Raw genomic sequence first — 14,647 nt, forward strand, 5'->3', positions numbered from 1 at the left:
ATTGAATGAACCTCGAACTCACCATCGAAGATGACCGCTGGGGCGGTCTTGAGCCGCTGGCGCGTCGCGCCATTTCAGCGGTTCTTGATTATGTGGGTTTGGATGCAGAGCAATGCGAAGTCAGTGTTCTGGGTTGCGATGACGCACGTATTGCTGATCTGAATGCAGAGTTCCGCGAAAAGCCCACGCCCACAAATGTACTCAGCTGGCCAGCCGAGGATCTGTCGCCGGAAAAGGCAGGGCAAACGCCGTCGCGGCCAGAGCCGGATTTTACCGGGGACATCGCGCTGGGCGACGTGGCGATTTCCTATGATACCTGCCTGCGCGAGGCGCAAAAGGCGGGCAAAACCTTCGACGATCATGTGACACATCTGATTGTTCACGGCGTTTTGCATTTGCTCGGCTATGATCACATCCGTGACCCCGACGCCACTTTGATGGAGCGTGTCGAGGTCGAGATACTTGGCAAAATGGGTATCGATGACCCATATAATATATGACATGGGCATTTAGGCCCGATCATTTGGAACAGGAAAATGGGCGACACAGACGGCAGTTCTAGCGCGGCGCACGGCGCGCACGCACAGAACAGCGACACAAGCGAAGAGAAAAGTGGGTTTCTCTCAAGGATTATTGATGCGTTCTCGACTTCGGAAGACGACGCAGCCCCGGTGAACGGGGCACAGGTCAGCGCACCGCAATCACGCGGCATGATGAACCTTCGGCGTATGCGGGTCGAGGATGTGGCAATCCCCACCGCCGAGATTGTCTCGGTCCCTTCGACAGTCTCCAAAGACGAACTGGCGCAGGTTTTTCGAGAAAGCGGATTGTCGCGGATCCCGGTCTATGACGGAACGCTGGATACGCCGCTTGGTTTCGTTCACCTCAAGGATTTTGCGCTGACTCATGGGTTCAACGGGAACTCGACCGAGTTCGATCTGGTTTCGATGCTGCGGACCCTGCTGTTTGTGCCGCCTTCGATGCCAATTGGCGTTTTGCTGACCAAGATGCAGACAGAGCGTCGCCACATGGCGTTGGTGATCGACGAATATGGCGGCGTCGACGGGTTGCTGACAATCGAGGATCTGATCGAACAGGTTGTCGGTGAGATTGCCGACGAACATGACGCGGATGAAGACAAACTGTGGATACAGGAAAAGCCCGGCTGCTATATCGTTCAGGCCCGTGTTCCGCTTGAGGATTTCGAGGCCGAGATTGGGCGATCCCTGACCAGTCACGAGGATGTGGACGAGGAAGAGATCGACACGCTCGGCGGTCTGGTATTCATGCTGTCGGGGCGCGTCCCGGCCCGGGGCGAGGTTGTTCTGCATCCCGAAGGCCCCGAGTTCGAGGTGCTGGATGCAGACCCCAGACGGATCAAGCGCCTTAAGGTGATGTTGCCGGATGTCATAAAATGAACCCCGCCAAAGGGTGGCCGATCTGGTTGAGGCTGGCTCTGGCCGTGATATTGGGCGCGGTCGCCGCCTTTGGTCTTGCGCCATGGGGTCAATGGTGGGCGACGATCATGTCGCTAACGCTGATCGTTCCGCTGTATCTGGCCTGTGAAAATCCCAAGCGCGCGGCGGCGTTGGGATGGGTCTTTGCCACCGGTTACTTCGCAAATGCGCTCAGTTGGATTGTCGAGCCTTTTTTGGTCGATGCCCAGCGTCATGCATGGATGGCCCCGTTTGCACTGGTCTTCATGGCGGGCGGGTTGGCGCTCTTTTGGGCGGTCGCGTTCTGGGTGGCGCGCCGGATGGGTGGTCGGCCCATAGCGCAGGCCATGCTTTTGGCGGTGACGCTTTCGTTGGCTGAGTTGTGCAGAGGGTATCTTCTGACCGGTTTCCCCTGGGCCGGGTTTGCGCAGGTCTGGGTGAACACACCGGTCGCGCAACTTCTGTCTCTGATTGGTCCTTTTGGGCTAGGCGCGCTTACCTTACTGGCGACTTTGCCGCTGGGGGCAGCGTTGGTTGGGCGGCGCAGTCAGGCTCTTGGTCCAGTGATTCTGAGTTTGGGATTGGCCTCTCTGGCGATGCTCTACGGTACCACGCGCCCAGGTGTCGAATTCGGCGGCCATACGGTGCGTTTGATCCAGCCCAACGCGCCGCAGCATCAAAAATGGGATCCTGCGTTTACCGGGTTGTTCTTCGCCCGTCAGGTCGAATTCACGGCGGCAGAGCCAAGGCCCGATCTGATCGTGTGGCCGGAAACCTCGGTACCAGCCTGGCTTCACAATGCAGACGGGTATCTGGATGTGATCAGGCAGGCGGCGGGCGGAACGCCTGTGGTTTTGGGGATGCAGCGGGCTGAGGGCCAGCAAATCTACAACTCGATGGTCTATCTGGATGAGGCAGGGCGGCAGACAGGGCTATACGACAAGCACCACCTAGCCCCCTTTGGTGAATATGTGCCCTTTGGCGAATTGATGGCCAATTTTGGCATCCATGGCATGGCCGCAACCACGGGCAACGGCTTCAGCGCCGGTCCCGGTGCGGCGCTGTTAGATGCGGGACCGCTTGGTCAGGCCTTGCCTTTGATCTGTTATGAGGCGGTGTTCCCGCAGGATGTGAATGCCGCCCCGGGTCGCGCCGATTTTCTGCTGCAAATCACCAACGATGCCTGGTTTGGCACGCGATCGGGGCCCTATCAGCATCTGGCGCAGGCGCAGATGCGCGCGATCGAGCAAGGTCTACCGATGATGCGGTCCGCCAATACCGGCGTGTCTGCCATGATTGACCCGCTGGGACGGGTAACAAGGTCACTGGCCCTGGGACAGGCAGGTTTTGTCGACGCGGAACTGCCGCTGCCCTTTGCGCCAAGTCTTTACAGCAGAATGGGCGATCTTCCCGTTCTGGCGATTTTGTTGCTCGGTCTTGCGCTGCTTTGGCGCAACGCGCGCAGGTTTAACGCATAATTTCCGATTGACCCTTTTAAACCGCGCGCGTATCCCCTCGGATGCCCATCACAACGGCTTCCTGGCGTGGTGGGGAAACTTAATGGAGCACATTCATGTCCCGACAGAACTACATTTTCACTTCGGAGTCCGTTTCCGAAGGACACCCCGATAAGGTTTGCGACCGAATTTCGGATGCCGTTCTTGATGCCTTCCTGAGCGAAGAACCCGAAGCGCGCGTTGCCTGCGAAACCTTTGCCACGACGGATCGGGTTGTCATCGGCGGCGAGGTTGGTCTGTCGGATCAGGACAAGCTGCATGACTACATGGGTCGAATCGACCAGATCGCGCGCGCCTGCATCAAGGATATCGGCTACGAGCAGGACAAGTTCCATCACGAGACGGTCGAGGTGACCAACCTGCTGCATGAACAATCCGCGCATATCGCGCAAGGCGTTGATGCTGCGGACAACAAGGACGAAGGCGCCGGCGATCAGGGGATCATGTTCGGCTACGCGACCACCGAAACCCCGGCACTGATGCCTGCACCGATCCAATATTCGCATGCTATTCTGCGCCGCCTTGCAGAAGTGCGCAAAAACGGTAGCGAGCCTGCGCTTGGGCCAGATGCGAAATCGCAGCTTTCCGTGGTCTATCGCGATGGCAAACCCGTCGGCGTCAGCTCGATCGTGCTGTCGACACAACATCTGGACGAGGCGCTGAGCTCGGACGACATTCGCGCAATCGTCGAGCCCTATATCCGTGAAACTCTGCCCGACGGATGGTTGTCGGCCGAGACCGAATGGCATGTGAACCCCACCGGGAAATTCGTCATCGGCGGACCGGACGGGGATGCCGGGCTGACCGGGCGCAAGATCATCGTGGACACCTATGGCGGCGCGGCGCCCCATGGGGGTGGCGCGTTCTCGGGCAAGGACCCGACCAAGGTGGACCGCTCGGCCGCTTATGCGGCGCGCTATCTGGCCAAGAACGTCGTTGCCGCTGGTATGGCAGACCGCTGCACGATTCAGCTGAGTTATGCGATTGGCGTCTCGAAGCCGTTGTCGATCTATGCCGATACGCACGGCACAGGTCAGATTGCGGATGCCGTTATTGAGAAAGCTGTTGGTCAGGTCATGGACTTGACGCCGCGCGGTATTCGTCAACACCTGCAACTGAACAAGCCGATCTATCAGCGCACCGCGGCCTATGGTCATTTCGGCCGCGAACCGGACGCAGATGGCGGCTTTAGCTGGGAACGCACCGATCTGGCAGACGCGCTGAAATCCGCAGTCTGATCGTAATCAAAAGGTGCGCCCTGACGGGCGCGCTCTTCTTCTTGTTTCAAATACGGCGGGGGTTTGGGGGCTGGCCCCCAATTTCGCCCTTGCCACAAGGTGAAATCCTCAAGTAGAGGGCACCGCCATGAGCACCCAACCTCCAGAACGCTCACGCCGAAACTTTTATGGCCGCTTCAAGGGCAAAACCCTGAAGCCCAGCCAAAAAACCTATCTGTCCGAAGACCTGTCGTCTCTTTCGCCGGGCGCGGTGGACTGGGACGCGAATCCGAACCGCAGTCCATTGGACCTAAACACCTTGTTTGGCGGGCGGGATGTCTGGCTTGAGGTTGGCTTTGGCGGCGGCGAGCATCTTGTGCATCAGGCGCAGAGCAATCCCGATATCGGCATCATCGGGGCAGAGCCCTATATCAACGGTGTCGCTATGTTGCTGGGCAAAATCCGCCGGGCCGGTGTCGAAAACCTGGCTGTTCATCCGGGCGACGCGCGTGATTTGTTTGATGTTCTGCCCGAGGCGAGTATTTCGCGCGCCTTTCTGCTCTATCCCGATCCCTGGCCCAAAAAGCGGCACCACCGCCGTCGTTTCGTGACGCAAGAGCACTTGCAGCCTCTGGCCAAGGTTTTGAAGCCCGGGTCCATCTTTCGCGTGGCCACCGATATCCCCGACTATGTTCGCCAGACGTTGGAAGAGGTTCCAAAGGCCGGCTTTGAGTGGCTGGCCGAACGTCCGGCAGATTGGCGTGAACCGTGGGAGGATTGGATTTCCACGCGGTACGAACAAAAGGCCCTGCGTGAAGGCCGCACGCCGCATTACCTGACCTTTCAGCGTATGGGCTGATTGCGACTGGACCATCTGCCCCCAATTCGCTAATCCGCCTTGAACTGATAGCGAAAACAGGAGCCCCCATGTCCGGACACGGTACGCCCATCCCGATGACCTCGCATCCCTGCGGTCTGCTGACCGGTACGGCAGAGGTGCCCGGCGACAAATCGATCTCGCACCGGTCGCTGATCTTGGGCGCGATGGCCGTGGGCGAGACCCGGATCACCGGCCTGCTTGAGGGCGAAGATGTTCTGGATACCGCAAAGGCCATGCGCGCCTTCGGGGCCGACGTGACGGATCACGGTGGCGGCGAATGGTCGGTGCACGGGGTTGGTGTCGGTGGCTTTGCCGAACCCGATCAGGTCATTGATTGCGGCAATTCCGGCACTGGTGTGCGGCTGATCATGGGCGCGATGGCGACCTCTCCGATCTCGGCAACCTTCACCGGGGATGCCAGCCTCAACAAACGCCCCATGGCGCGTGTGACAGACCCTCTGGCTCTGTTCGGGGCAAGCACTGTGGGCCGGTCCGGCGGGCGCTTGCCGATGACCATCGTGGGCGCGGCTGACCCGGTGCCCGTGCGTTATGACGTGCCGGTACCTTCGGCGCAGGTCAAATCCGCCGTGCTGCTGGCCGGACTGAATGCGCCCGGCAAGACAGTTGTGGTCGAGAAAGAGGCCACGCGCGACCATTCCGAACGGATGCTGGCCGGGTTTGGCGCAGAAATCACCGTAGAAGACACCGAAGAAGGCCGCGTCATCACTCTGACCGGGCGGCCCGAGTTGAAACCACAGGTCATCGCCGTGCCACGCGATCCGTCCAGCGCGGCTTTCCCAGTTTGTGCAGCGCTGATCACCCCGGGTTCGGATGTGCTGGTGCCCGGGATCGGCCTGAACCCGACCCGCGCAGGCTTGTTCACCACGCTGCACGAGATGGGCGCGGACCTGACCTATGAGAATGAGCGCGAGGAGGGAGGTGAGCCCGTTGCTGATCTGCGCGCCAAATATTCGCCGAACATGAAGGGCATCTCGGTTCCCCCGGAACGCGCGGCCTCGATGATTGACGAATACCCGGTGCTTTCGGTTGTCGCGGCCAATGCGACGGGCACCACGATGATGGGCGGCGTCAAAGAGCTGCGCGTCAAGGAAAGCGACCGCATCGACGCTATGGCCCGCGGCTTGCGGGCCAATGGCGTGACCGTAGAAGAAGGCGACGATTGGTGGTCGGTCGAGGGGTTGGGCATTGGCAATGTCCCCGGTGGCGGGACTTGCGAGAGCTTTCTGGATCACCGCATTGCCATGTCATTCATGGTGATGGGTATGGGTGCACAGAAACCGGTCACGGTGGATGATGGCGGGCCCATTGCGACCTCGTTCCCGATCTTTGAGCCGTTGATGACTGGTCTAGGTGCCAAGTTGCTGCGCAATAACCGGCCTGTCTGATGACCGGATACAGCTTTACTGTCGCCATCGATGGCCCGGCGGCTGCGGGCAAAGGCACGATCTCGCAAGGGGTGGCTGCACATTTTGGCTTTGCGCATCTGGACACCGGATTGCTGTATCGCGCTGTTGGTCGGCAGGTGCTTGAGGGTATGGACCCGATCGACGCCGCCAAAGCTCTGACCGCCGAGGATCTGGCCCGCGGCAACTTGCGCACCGGTGAGATCGCGCAGGCGGCGTCAAAAGTAGCCGTGATCCCCGAAGTGCGCGCGGCGCTTGTTGATTTCCAGCGGGCTTTCGCGCGCCGTGCAGGGGGGGCGGTTCTGGACGGGCGCGACATCGGCACGGTGATATGCCCGAGGGCCGAGGTGAAGCTGTTTGTCACCGCCAGCGCCGAGGTGCGCGCCGAACGACGGTATCTGGAGCTGTCGGCCAAAGGCGGCGACGTGACACGTGATCAGGTTCTGGCCGATGTGCGTGAAAGGGATGCGCGCGACACCAGTCGCAGTGCCGCACCGTTGAAACCGGCTGAGGATGCCGTGCTGCTTGATACGTCCGACCTGAGCATCGACGATGCGCTTGCGCGGGCGGTGGATCTGATCCAGCAGAAACTGCCCGCGACCCGTTAGGCCGCAGGCAGGGCGACGGCTTACAGCTCGCCGACAGCGATGGTCTTGATGTTGGCCCATTGATCGTCGGCCGTTTTGGCTGTTCCGGTGACGTCTTTCAGAAAGGCCGCACGGGTATCGGCGTTCAGAAACAGGTACAGCTTACCATCTGCCACCAGGTATTGGTCCGGGTCTCCGTCGAACTTTTTGCCCACAGACACACCGTAGGAGCAGAACCCGCCGTGTTGCGGCAGATAGGCTGCAGGATTGGCCTCGAACGCCTCGCGGTTGGCAGCGGACGTGAAGTAATAGGACGCACCATCATAGGTGGCTGAATGTGTGGCAAAGCCGTCCAGCGGATTGCCATCATTGACCAGAGCGACCAGATCGACGCCATGGGCGGCCAGGGGGGCTCCGGCTGCTGAAATGCCGTTTGAGACGTTGATTTCATCCGCCGCAAAGGCCGGGGTGGACAGGGCGACGACAATTGCCATGGCTGTCAGTGCAAGAGATTTCATAACAGGATTCCTTTTTGGGTTTGTTTCAGATCGGCCACTGCGCCGATCAATGAAACAGACCTAGTCAATCGGTTTTGAACGCGTAATCGCAGGAACACCGGGAAAAATTGCAGATCGTCCAATTGACGGAATGATAGGAAATATTTGTTCACTAAGCTTTGTTTGGTCAGCGTAAAAGCTGCGTCTTATGTTGGGGTCATACGCGCAGGAGTGACCCATGATCCGACTAGCCTTCGTTCTCATTTTCGCGGCCTCAGGCCTGATGGCCCAAGAGGCGCAGCCCGATGCCCCACAGGCCGAGTCCGATGCGCCGCAGGCGGAACCCCCGATGACCTATGAGAGGCTGGGCAAGATACTGTTCGCGCTCGACCCCGATGCGCAGCCTCTTGGACCGGGGTTCGAACTGACCGTAGCGGATGTGCCGGTTTTGGTGGTGACTGACGTCAATGCGGACCGGATGCGGGCGATGGTGCCGATTGCAATTGCCGCCGATCTGACGCGCGAAGAGTTGCAGCGTGTCATGCAGGCCAATTTCGACACCACGCTGGACGCGCGCTATGCCATCGCAAATGGAAGGTTGTGGGCCGCGTTTATCCATCCGCTGTCATTGCTGGAAAAGGATCAGCTGATCTCGGGCCTTGCCCAGACCGTGAACATCGCGAATACCTATGGCACTCTGTATTCCGGAGGTGCTGCCGAGTTTGGCGGCGGTGACAGCGGCGATCTGCAGCGCGCGCTGATCGAAGAGCTTTTGAAAAAAGGCGAGGAAATCTGAACCACGGAATTTTTCGGATCTGTTGACCCTGCGGCGTCTGGTTTTTGTAGTTTCGTTATGAAATAACATAGCAAATCGTGAGACTCCCTTGGATTCAGATGCCCAAAGATTCCAACTTTCAGGATGCCCGCCGGGCTGACGCCTCTGTGCCGGGGCGGACGTCTAGGCGAAACCTCAGAACCCGGATCAAACGTCGCAAACGCGGCGGGTCGCCGATGGAGCGTTACGATGCGCTGCCGCGAGACCTGCGGCTTTGGCTGGCGTCGGCCTGTTTGCCGTGGAGCCCTGCGTCCGCGTTGAAAATCTGGCGGGACACGGATGGCGCGCGCAATCCGGATGCGGCGATTTCTCGTCTGAACGCAATCGAGCGGTCTATGCTGCAGCAGGACGCTGACATCTGGCGGATGCCATAACGCGGCTGATGGGACAATCCCCGCCGCAACTCAGCAAAAACAGGCTTTCTGCTTGCGTATCCCGGTAATTCCGCCTATACGCGCGCTGTCTGAACACGGGCGGTCAACGTCCGGATGACGTTTCTGAGCAGGGCCGGGTTACCTCGGCCCTTTGTGTTTGTTTGCTCGGGGGCGTTCCGGATCACGCCTGAGGACATCATGAAACAAGACCGGCGGAGACAACCGCTCGGCCAGCAAAAACGTATGTAAAGGAAATGAACGCCACATGGCTAACGCATCCATGGAGGAATTCGAAGCCCTCCTGAATGAAAGCTTCGAAATGGACACGCCCGAAGAGGGTTCTGTTGTCAAAGGCAAGGTTCTGGCGATCGAAGCCGGCCAAGCCATCATCGACGTCGGCTACAAAATGGAAGGCCGCGTTGATCTGAAAGAATTCGCAAATCCCGGCGAAGCCCCTGAAATCGCTGTTGGTGACGAGGTAGAAGTTTACCTGCGCGCCGCAGAAAACGCCCGTGGCGAAGCCGTCATCTCGCGCGAGATGGCCCGCCGTGAAGAGGCATGGGACCGTCTGGAAAAAGCATATGCCGACGACCAGCGCGTCGAAGGTGCAATCTTCGGTCGCGTCAAAGGTGGCTTCACCGTCGATCTGGGTGGCGCAGTTGCGTTCCTGCCTGGTTCACAGGTTGACGTGCGCCCCGTGCGCGACGCTGGCCCGCTGATGGGTCTGAAGCAGCCGTTCCAGATTCTGAAAATGGACCGCCGCCGTGGAAACATCGTTGTGTCGCGCCGCGCAATCCTGGAAGAATCGCGTGCCGAACAGCGTGCCGAAGTGATCGGCAACCTGTCCGAAGGTCAGACCGTCGAAGGTGTTGTCAAGAACATCACCGAATACGGTGCATTTGTTGACCTGGGCGGCGTTGACGGCCTGCTGCACGTCACCGACATGGCATGGCGCCGTGTGAACCACCCGTCCGAGATCCTGACGATCGGCGAAACCATCAAGGTTCAGGTCATCAAGATCAACAAAGAGACCCACCGCATCAGCCTGGGCATGAAGCAGCTGCAGGAAGATCCGTGGGATCTGGTTGCTGCCAAGTACCCGCTGGGCTCGGTCCATCAGGGTCGCGTCACCAACATCACCGACTACGGCGCGTTCGTCGAGCTGGAAGCCGGTGTCGAAGGTCTGGTGCACGTTTCCGAGATGTCCTGGACCAAGAAAAACGTCCACCCCGGCAAGATCGTTTCGACCAGCCAGGAAGTCGACGTCATGGTTCTGGAAATCGACGGCGCCAAGCGTCGCGTGTCTCTGGGCCTGAAGCAAACTCAGCGCAACCCATGGGAAGTGTTTGCAGAAACACACCCCGAGGGCACCGAGGTCGAAGGCGAAGTCAAGAACATCACCGAATTCGGCCTGTTCATTGGCCTCGAAGGCGACATCGACGGCATGGTTCACCTGTCCGACTTGTCGTGGGACGAGCGTGGCGAAGATGCGATCCAGAACTACCGCAAAGGCGACGTCGTGCAGGCGGTTGTCTCGGAAGTGGACGTTGAAAAAGAGCGTATCTCGCTGTCGATCAAAGCCCTGGGCGGTGACAAGTTCGCCGAAGCCGTGGGTGGCGTTAAGCGTGGCTCGATCGTGACCGTCGAAGTGACCGCAATCGAAGATGGCGGCATCGAGGTGGAATACGAAGGCATGAAGTCGTTCATCCGTCGTTCCGACCTGAGCCGTGACCGTGCCGAACAGCGCCCCGAGCGTTTCTCGGTCGGTGATAAGGTCGACGTTCGCGTCACCAATGTCGACAGCAAGACCCGCCGCCTGGGTCTGTCGATCAAGGCACGCGAAATTGCCGAAGAGAAAGAGGCCGTGGAACAGTACGGTTCTTCCGACTCGGGCGCGTCGCTGGGCGATATTCTGGGTGCCGCACTGAAGTCCGGCGACTAAGCCCGGACCCGCATCCAAAACGCATTTATTCGGCCCCGTGTGAAAGCACGGGGCCGTTTTTGTTGCGAATCAATATGTTCCGATTGATCGGTCTTATGATCGACATGTTCGCGCAAAAGGTGTGGAAATTGACCTGACAAGCAAAAATTCCCGTGAGAATGTGGCAAAATTTAGCCCTATTGCGCAGAGTATGCGTTCCCCCGTTCCGGGTTTTTTCCTATACTGTCAAATCAGTAGACCTGTCACACCTGCTGCCTGGGAGGGTACCACGCATGATCCGTTCAGAATTGATTCAGAAAATCGCCGACGAGAACCCGCATCTCTATCAGCGCGACGTCGAGCGGATCGTGAACACGGTTTTCGAAGAGGTGACCGACGCCATGTCGCGTGGCGACCGGGTGGAATTGCGCGGATTTGGCGCGTTTTCGGTGAAAAAGCGGGACGCGCGCGTGGGCCGTAATCCGCGCACCGGCGAAACTGTGCAGGTCGAAGAAAAATGTGTTCCGTTTTTCAAAACTGGCAAGTTGCTAAGGGATCGTTTGAACGGTAAAGCCTGACCCCATGATGCGCTACCTTCGATACGGTTTTCTGGCAATCCTGGGGATTGTTCTGGTCTCAATCTCGCTGGCCAACCGCGAGCTGGTCGAACTCAAGCTGATGCCGGATGCCCTGGCCGAGCTTTTGGGCTTTAACTTGGGAACGTCTCTGCCGCTGTTCATTGTGGTACTTGGCGGTGTGGTCGCTGGTCTTGTGATCGGCTTCATCTGGGAATGGCTGCGCGAACACAAACATCGCAAAGATGCGACCGTGAAGCAGGGCGAAGTGCGCAAGCTTGAGCGTGAGGTCAAAAAGCTCAAGAAAAAGCAGAATGCCGACAAGGACGAGGTCCTGGCCCTGTTGGACGAGGCGAGCTGAGCGCTTCGATGTCCGATATCTCTGTGAAAATCTGCGGCCTGACCGCCCCTGAACAGGTGCGTGCAGCGGTTGATGCGGGCGCGCGTTATCTTGGGTTCAACTTTTTTCCCAAATCGCCGCGTTATGTCTCGCCCGAACGGGCCGCTGAATTGACGGCGGATGTGCCGGTGGGCGTGGCCAAGGTGGCTCTGGTTGTAAATGCCAACGATGCGGTGCTTGACGCCATTACCCAGACCGCACCGTTCGACATGCTGCAATTGCACGGCTCTGAAACGGTTGAGCGGGTTCAGCAGATCAAGGACCGCTATGGCTTGCCGGTCATGAAGGTCATAGGTGTTGCTGATGCCGAAGATCTGGCGGCGATTGATCTCTACAGTGAGGTCGCAGATCAATTGCTGATCGACGCCAAAGCCCCCAAAAACGCCGTTTTGCCGGGCGGCAATGGTCTGGCATTTGACTGGCGCCTGTTGGCCGGGCGCAAATACTGGCGCAAACCGTGGATGCTGGCCGGTGGGCTCAATCCCGACAATGTAGCCGAGGCTATCCGCATGACGGGTGCGCGCCAGGTCGACGTGGCCTCGGGCGTCGAAAGCGCGCCGGGCGTCAAGGATGCGCAAAAGATCCGGGACTTTATCGCCGCCGCCAATTGATCTGATCTGCGGGTTTCAGCGTACCTCCGATAAGAGGAGGACAGAATATGCTGGCGGCTATTGGCGGAGTTTCCCTGAGACACTGGTACAATGCGCCTGAGTTTTTCTGGCGCGCCCGGCAGGCATTGAAACAGGCTCAAGGCGATCCGTTGTGCCTGCATGCCGAAGTGTTTCCGCATAACGGTCTCTATTTTTCGCTCAGCGTTTGGCAGGATATCGAGGCGATGCTGACTTTTGCGCAGTCCGGCCCGCATCGTCGCGTGATGGCGGTGTCGGCAAGGTTGGCGGTGACGCATGATTTCCATCACTTTCCGTGTATCGCGGTTCCGACCTCGGCTCAGGCGCTGCGTGTTTGGGAACAAAGCCGACAAGTTGTGGCCTGATGCGTTTTGCCATGGCAAATCCCTGCGTCACCTCCTATGAACAACGGGTATGACGACGGAGAGACCCATGGCCAACGATCTTTTCAATTCCTTTATGTCCGGCCCTGATGAGCAGGGACGGTTCGGCATTTTTGGCGGACGGTTTGTCAGTGAAACGCTGATGCCGCTGATCCTGTCGCTGGAAGAGGAATATGAGAAGGCCAAGGATGATCCGACGTTCTGGGCCGAGATGGATGATCTTTGGGCGAACTATGTGGGCCGCCCTTCGCCACTCTATTTCGCGGAACGTCTGACCGAGCATCTGGGTGGGGCCAAGATCTATCTGAAACGCGACGAGTTGAACCATACCGGCGCGCATAAGATCAACAACGTGCTGGGCCAGATCATTCTGGCGCGACGCATGGGCAAGACCCGGATTATCGCCGAAACCGGTGCAGGGCAGCACGGCGTGGCCACCGCCACCGTCTGCGCCAAGTTCGGTCTCAAGTGCATTGTCTACATGGGCGCGCATGACGTACAGCGTCAAGCCCCCAATGTGTTCCGCATGCGCCTGCTGGGGGCCGAGGTTATCCCGGTGACATCGGGCCGTGGCACGCTGAAAGACGCGATGAACGACGCGCTGCGCGATTGGGTGACCAATGTGAACGACACCTTCTATTGCATCGGGACCGTGGCGGGCCCGCATCCCTATCCGGCGATGGTGCGCGACTTTCAATCGATCATCGGCAAGGAAGCCAAGGAACAGATGTTGAAGGCCGAGGGCCGTTTGCCTGACACCATCATCGCCGCCATTGGTGGTGGTTCAAACGCGATGGGCCTGTTCCATCCGTTCCTTGACGACAAAGAGGTCAGCATCATCGGTGTTGAGGCTGGCGGCAAGGGTGTGAACGATAAGATGGAGCATTGCGCCTCGCTGACGGGCGGTCGCCCGGGCGTTCTGCATGGAAACCGCACCTACCTGCTGCAGGATGATGATGGGCAGATCCTCGAAGGTTATTCGATCTCGGCCGGTCTGGACTATCCGGGTATCGGTCCCGAGCATTCCTGGCTCAACGATGTGGGACGTGCGCAATATGTCTCGATCACCGACAAAGAGGCGCTGGAGGCGTTCCAGCTGTGCTGTTCGACCGAAGGTATCATCCCGGCGCTGGAACCCTGCCATGCACTGGCTCATGTGATGAAGATCGCACCGGATCTGCCCAAGGATCACTTGATCTGCATGAACATGTGCGGGCGCGGGGACAAGGACGTGCAAACCGTTGCGCGATACCTGGATTTTGACATGTCCGACACCGAAGGGCGCGCAGCGGACTAGGGCTATGCCCATCTGCTGATCTGTGGCAGGTTGCGCGGTATGCGCAATCCGTCACACGCAGCAGACCACAACCGCCTGGATCAGAAATATGACGCGGCGGCTCCCGGCTGGGCCGACAAGATGCGGCTGCTTGGGTATTTCGACGCCTATCTTGGGTTCCTGTCAGCCGATCCCAAAGCAGATCTTGGACAGAACGCATTGGACATTGGCTGCGGCACCGGTGCCTTTGCCGAGGCTCGGGCGGCAGTTACATCCGGTGGGCATACGACCCTGATGGAGCCGTCGGGCAAGATGTTGCGTCAGGCGCAAAGCGCGCTGGCCAGGCGAGGGGTCACGGCCAGTGCTGTGCAAGCCAGGCTGGAAAAGTTCGACCCACCCGCGCCCTACGATTGCATATTAGTGGCTCATGTTCTGGAACACTGCCCTGATCCGGTGGACGCGCTGCGCCGGATGCGTCGGCTGGCGGTACCGGGTGCAGGGTTGTGGCTGGTGGTCAGTAAACCCCATTGGTGCAACGCGATAATCTGGTTTCAATGGCGGCACCGCACCTACCGCCCCGAAGCCGTTTCCGGGATGTTGGCTGCCGCGGGCTGGGACCTGCAATTTCAGCACAGCTTCCCAACGGGCCCGCCATCGCGCACTTCGATGGGGTACAAGGCTGTCGCTGTCTGATCG

At 59.2% G+C, this 14,647-nt stretch carries 17 protein-coding genes and 1 riboswitch; of the genes, 16 read left to right on the forward strand and 1 reads right to left on the reverse strand.

Translation table 11 applies throughout. The annotated features are described in order from the left end of the window. Positions 1-5 precede the first annotated feature (5 nt). The 7 genes from ybeY to cmk all read left to right on the forward strand — a co-directional run bounded on the left by ybeY (position 6) and on the right by cmk (position 7,082). Positions 6-500 carry an rRNA maturation RNase YbeY gene (ybeY, locus tag ACR0AG_RS00975; RefSeq protein ID WP_480835491.1) on the forward strand — a complete coding sequence of 165 codons (495 nt, stop codon included), beginning with the start codon at positions 6-8 and terminating at the stop codon, positions 498-500. 36 nt (positions 501-536) lie between these two features. Next, entirely contained in the window at positions 537-1,418 is an 882-nt protein-coding gene (locus ACR0AG_RS00980) for a hemolysin family protein (protein ID WP_480835492.1), read from the forward strand. After that, on the forward strand, positions 1,415-2,914 hold the full coding sequence (gene lnt, locus ACR0AG_RS00985; RefSeq protein WP_480835494.1) for an apolipoprotein N-acyltransferase: 1,500 nt from the start codon (positions 1,415-1,417) through the stop codon (positions 2,912-2,914). The genes ACR0AG_RS00980 and lnt overlap by 4 nt, the downstream gene beginning before the upstream one ends. Before the next feature lie 42 nt (positions 2,915-2,956). Then, positions 2,957-3,004: riboswitch (SAM-SAH riboswitch) on the forward strand. Positions 3,005-3,009: 5 nt separating this feature from the next. Further along, positions 3,010-4,191, forward strand: a complete 1,182-nt coding sequence (gene metK / locus ACR0AG_RS00990) for a methionine adenosyltransferase (RefSeq protein ID WP_480835496.1) — start codon at positions 3,010-3,012, stop codon at positions 4,189-4,191. Between the two features lie 127 nt (positions 4,192-4,318). Next, the gene (gene trmB / locus ACR0AG_RS00995) at positions 4,319-5,029 is read left to right on the forward strand and encodes a tRNA (guanosine(46)-N7)-methyltransferase TrmB (protein WP_480835497.1); all 711 of its coding nucleotides are present in this window, start codon (positions 4,319-4,321) and stop codon (positions 5,027-5,029) included. Positions 5,030-5,097: 68 nt separating this feature from the next. After that, positions 5,098-6,456 carry a 3-phosphoshikimate 1-carboxyvinyltransferase gene (aroA, locus tag ACR0AG_RS01000; protein ID WP_480835498.1) on the forward strand — a complete coding sequence of 453 codons (1,359 nt, stop codon included), beginning with the start codon at positions 5,098-5,100 and terminating at the stop codon, positions 6,454-6,456. Continuing rightward, on the forward strand, positions 6,456-7,082 hold the full coding sequence (gene cmk, locus ACR0AG_RS01005; protein WP_480835500.1) for a (d)CMP kinase: 627 nt from the start codon (positions 6,456-6,458) through the stop codon (positions 7,080-7,082). Before aroA ends, cmk begins: the two co-directional genes overlap by 1 nt. 20 nt (positions 7,083-7,102) lie before the next feature. On the opposite strand, the gene ACR0AG_RS01010 is transcribed toward cmk, so the two are convergent. Beyond that, positions 7,103-7,579 carry a YHS domain-containing (seleno)protein gene (locus tag ACR0AG_RS01010; protein WP_480835502.1) on the reverse strand — a complete coding sequence of 159 codons (477 nt, stop codon included), beginning with the start codon at positions 7,577-7,579 and terminating at the stop codon, positions 7,103-7,105. A gap of 217 nt (positions 7,580-7,796) precedes the next feature. Here ACR0AG_RS01010 and ACR0AG_RS01015 point away from each other — a divergent pair, with 217 nt between their 5' ends. From ACR0AG_RS01015 to ACR0AG_RS01055, 9 genes are all read left to right on the forward strand, one after another. Continuing rightward, entirely contained in the window at positions 7,797-8,354 is a 558-nt protein-coding gene (locus ACR0AG_RS01015; RefSeq protein ID WP_480835504.1) for a hypothetical protein, read from the forward strand. A gap of 98 nt (positions 8,355-8,452) precedes the next feature. Next, positions 8,453-8,767 carry a DUF6525 family protein gene (locus ACR0AG_RS01020; RefSeq protein ID WP_480835505.1) on the forward strand — a complete coding sequence of 105 codons (315 nt, stop codon included), beginning with the start codon at positions 8,453-8,455 and terminating at the stop codon, positions 8,765-8,767. A 265-nt stretch (positions 8,768-9,032) separates the two neighbouring features. Next, positions 9,033-10,709: a 30S ribosomal protein S1 gene (rpsA, locus tag ACR0AG_RS01025; protein ID WP_480819302.1), complete on the forward strand. Its 1,677-nt coding sequence runs from the start codon at positions 9,033-9,035 to the stop codon at positions 10,707-10,709. A 272-nt stretch (positions 10,710-10,981) separates the two neighbouring features. After that, entirely contained in the window at positions 10,982-11,266 is a 285-nt protein-coding gene (gene ihfB, locus ACR0AG_RS01030) for an integration host factor subunit beta (protein WP_008758048.1), read from the forward strand. 7 nt (positions 11,267-11,273) lie between these two features. Continuing rightward, entirely contained in the window at positions 11,274-11,624 is a 351-nt protein-coding gene (locus ACR0AG_RS01035; protein ID WP_480836847.1) for a LapA family protein, read from the forward strand. Between the two features lie 8 nt (positions 11,625-11,632). Then, positions 11,633-12,274, forward strand: coding sequence for a phosphoribosylanthranilate isomerase (locus ACR0AG_RS01040; RefSeq protein ID WP_480835507.1), 642 nt, complete (start codon positions 11,633-11,635; stop codon positions 12,272-12,274). Positions 12,275-12,321: 47 nt separating this feature from the next. Continuing rightward, entirely contained in the window at positions 12,322-12,657 is a 336-nt protein-coding gene (locus ACR0AG_RS01045) for a hypothetical protein (RefSeq protein ID WP_480835509.1), read from the forward strand. A gap of 67 nt (positions 12,658-12,724) precedes the next feature. Further along, positions 12,725-13,972, forward strand: a complete 1,248-nt coding sequence (gene trpB / locus ACR0AG_RS01050; RefSeq protein WP_480835510.1) for a tryptophan synthase subunit beta — start codon at positions 12,725-12,727, stop codon at positions 13,970-13,972. 39 nt (positions 13,973-14,011) lie between these two features. Further along, positions 14,012-14,644, forward strand: coding sequence for a class I SAM-dependent methyltransferase (locus ACR0AG_RS01055; protein WP_480835512.1), 633 nt, complete (start codon positions 14,012-14,014; stop codon positions 14,642-14,644). Positions 14,645-14,647 lie beyond the last annotated feature (3 nt).

Source organism: Ruegeria sp. H6, from assembly GCF_056532975.1.

Coding starts and splice junctions, on each gene's coding strand:
- trmB (WP_480835497.1), top strand. CDS start 4,319: ATGAGCACCCAACCTCCAGAACGCTCACGCCGAAACTTTTATGGCCGC.
- cmk (WP_480835500.1), top strand. CDS start 6,456: ATGACCGGATACAGCTTTACTGTCGCCATCGATGGCCCGGCGGCTGCG.
- rpsA (WP_480819302.1), top strand. CDS start 9,033: ATGGCTAACGCATCCATGGAGGAATTCGAAGCCCTCCTGAATGAAAGC.
- ACR0AG_RS01035 (WP_480836847.1), top strand. CDS start 11,274: ATGCGCTACCTTCGATACGGTTTTCTGGCAATCCTGGGGATTGTTCTG.
- ACR0AG_RS00980 (WP_480835492.1), top strand. CDS start 537: ATGGGCGACACAGACGGCAGTTCTAGCGCGGCGCACGGCGCGCACGCA.
- ACR0AG_RS01055 (WP_480835512.1), top strand. CDS start 14,012: ATGCGCAATCCGTCACACGCAGCAGACCACAACCGCCTGGATCAGAAA.
- lnt (WP_480835494.1), top strand. CDS start 1,415: ATGAACCCCGCCAAAGGGTGGCCGATCTGGTTGAGGCTGGCTCTGGCC.
- ACR0AG_RS01015 (WP_480835504.1), top strand. CDS start 7,797: ATGATCCGACTAGCCTTCGTTCTCATTTTCGCGGCCTCAGGCCTGATG.
- metK (WP_480835496.1), top strand. CDS start 3,010: ATGTCCCGACAGAACTACATTTTCACTTCGGAGTCCGTTTCCGAAGGA.
- ACR0AG_RS01010 (WP_480835502.1), bottom strand. CDS start 7,579: ATGAAATCTCTTGCACTGACAGCCATGGCAATTGTCGTCGCCCTGTCC.
- trpB (WP_480835510.1), top strand. CDS start 12,725: ATGGCCAACGATCTTTTCAATTCCTTTATGTCCGGCCCTGATGAGCAG.
- ACR0AG_RS01040 (WP_480835507.1), top strand. CDS start 11,633: ATGTCCGATATCTCTGTGAAAATCTGCGGCCTGACCGCCCCTGAACAG.
- ACR0AG_RS01020 (WP_480835505.1), top strand. CDS start 8,453: ATGCCCAAAGATTCCAACTTTCAGGATGCCCGCCGGGCTGACGCCTCT.
- aroA (WP_480835498.1), top strand. CDS start 5,098: ATGTCCGGACACGGTACGCCCATCCCGATGACCTCGCATCCCTGCGGT.
- ybeY (WP_480835491.1), top strand. CDS start 6: ATGAACCTCGAACTCACCATCGAAGATGACCGCTGGGGCGGTCTTGAG.
- ihfB (WP_008758048.1), top strand. CDS start 10,982: ATGATCCGTTCAGAATTGATTCAGAAAATCGCCGACGAGAACCCGCAT.
- ACR0AG_RS01045 (WP_480835509.1), top strand. CDS start 12,322: ATGCTGGCGGCTATTGGCGGAGTTTCCCTGAGACACTGGTACAATGCG.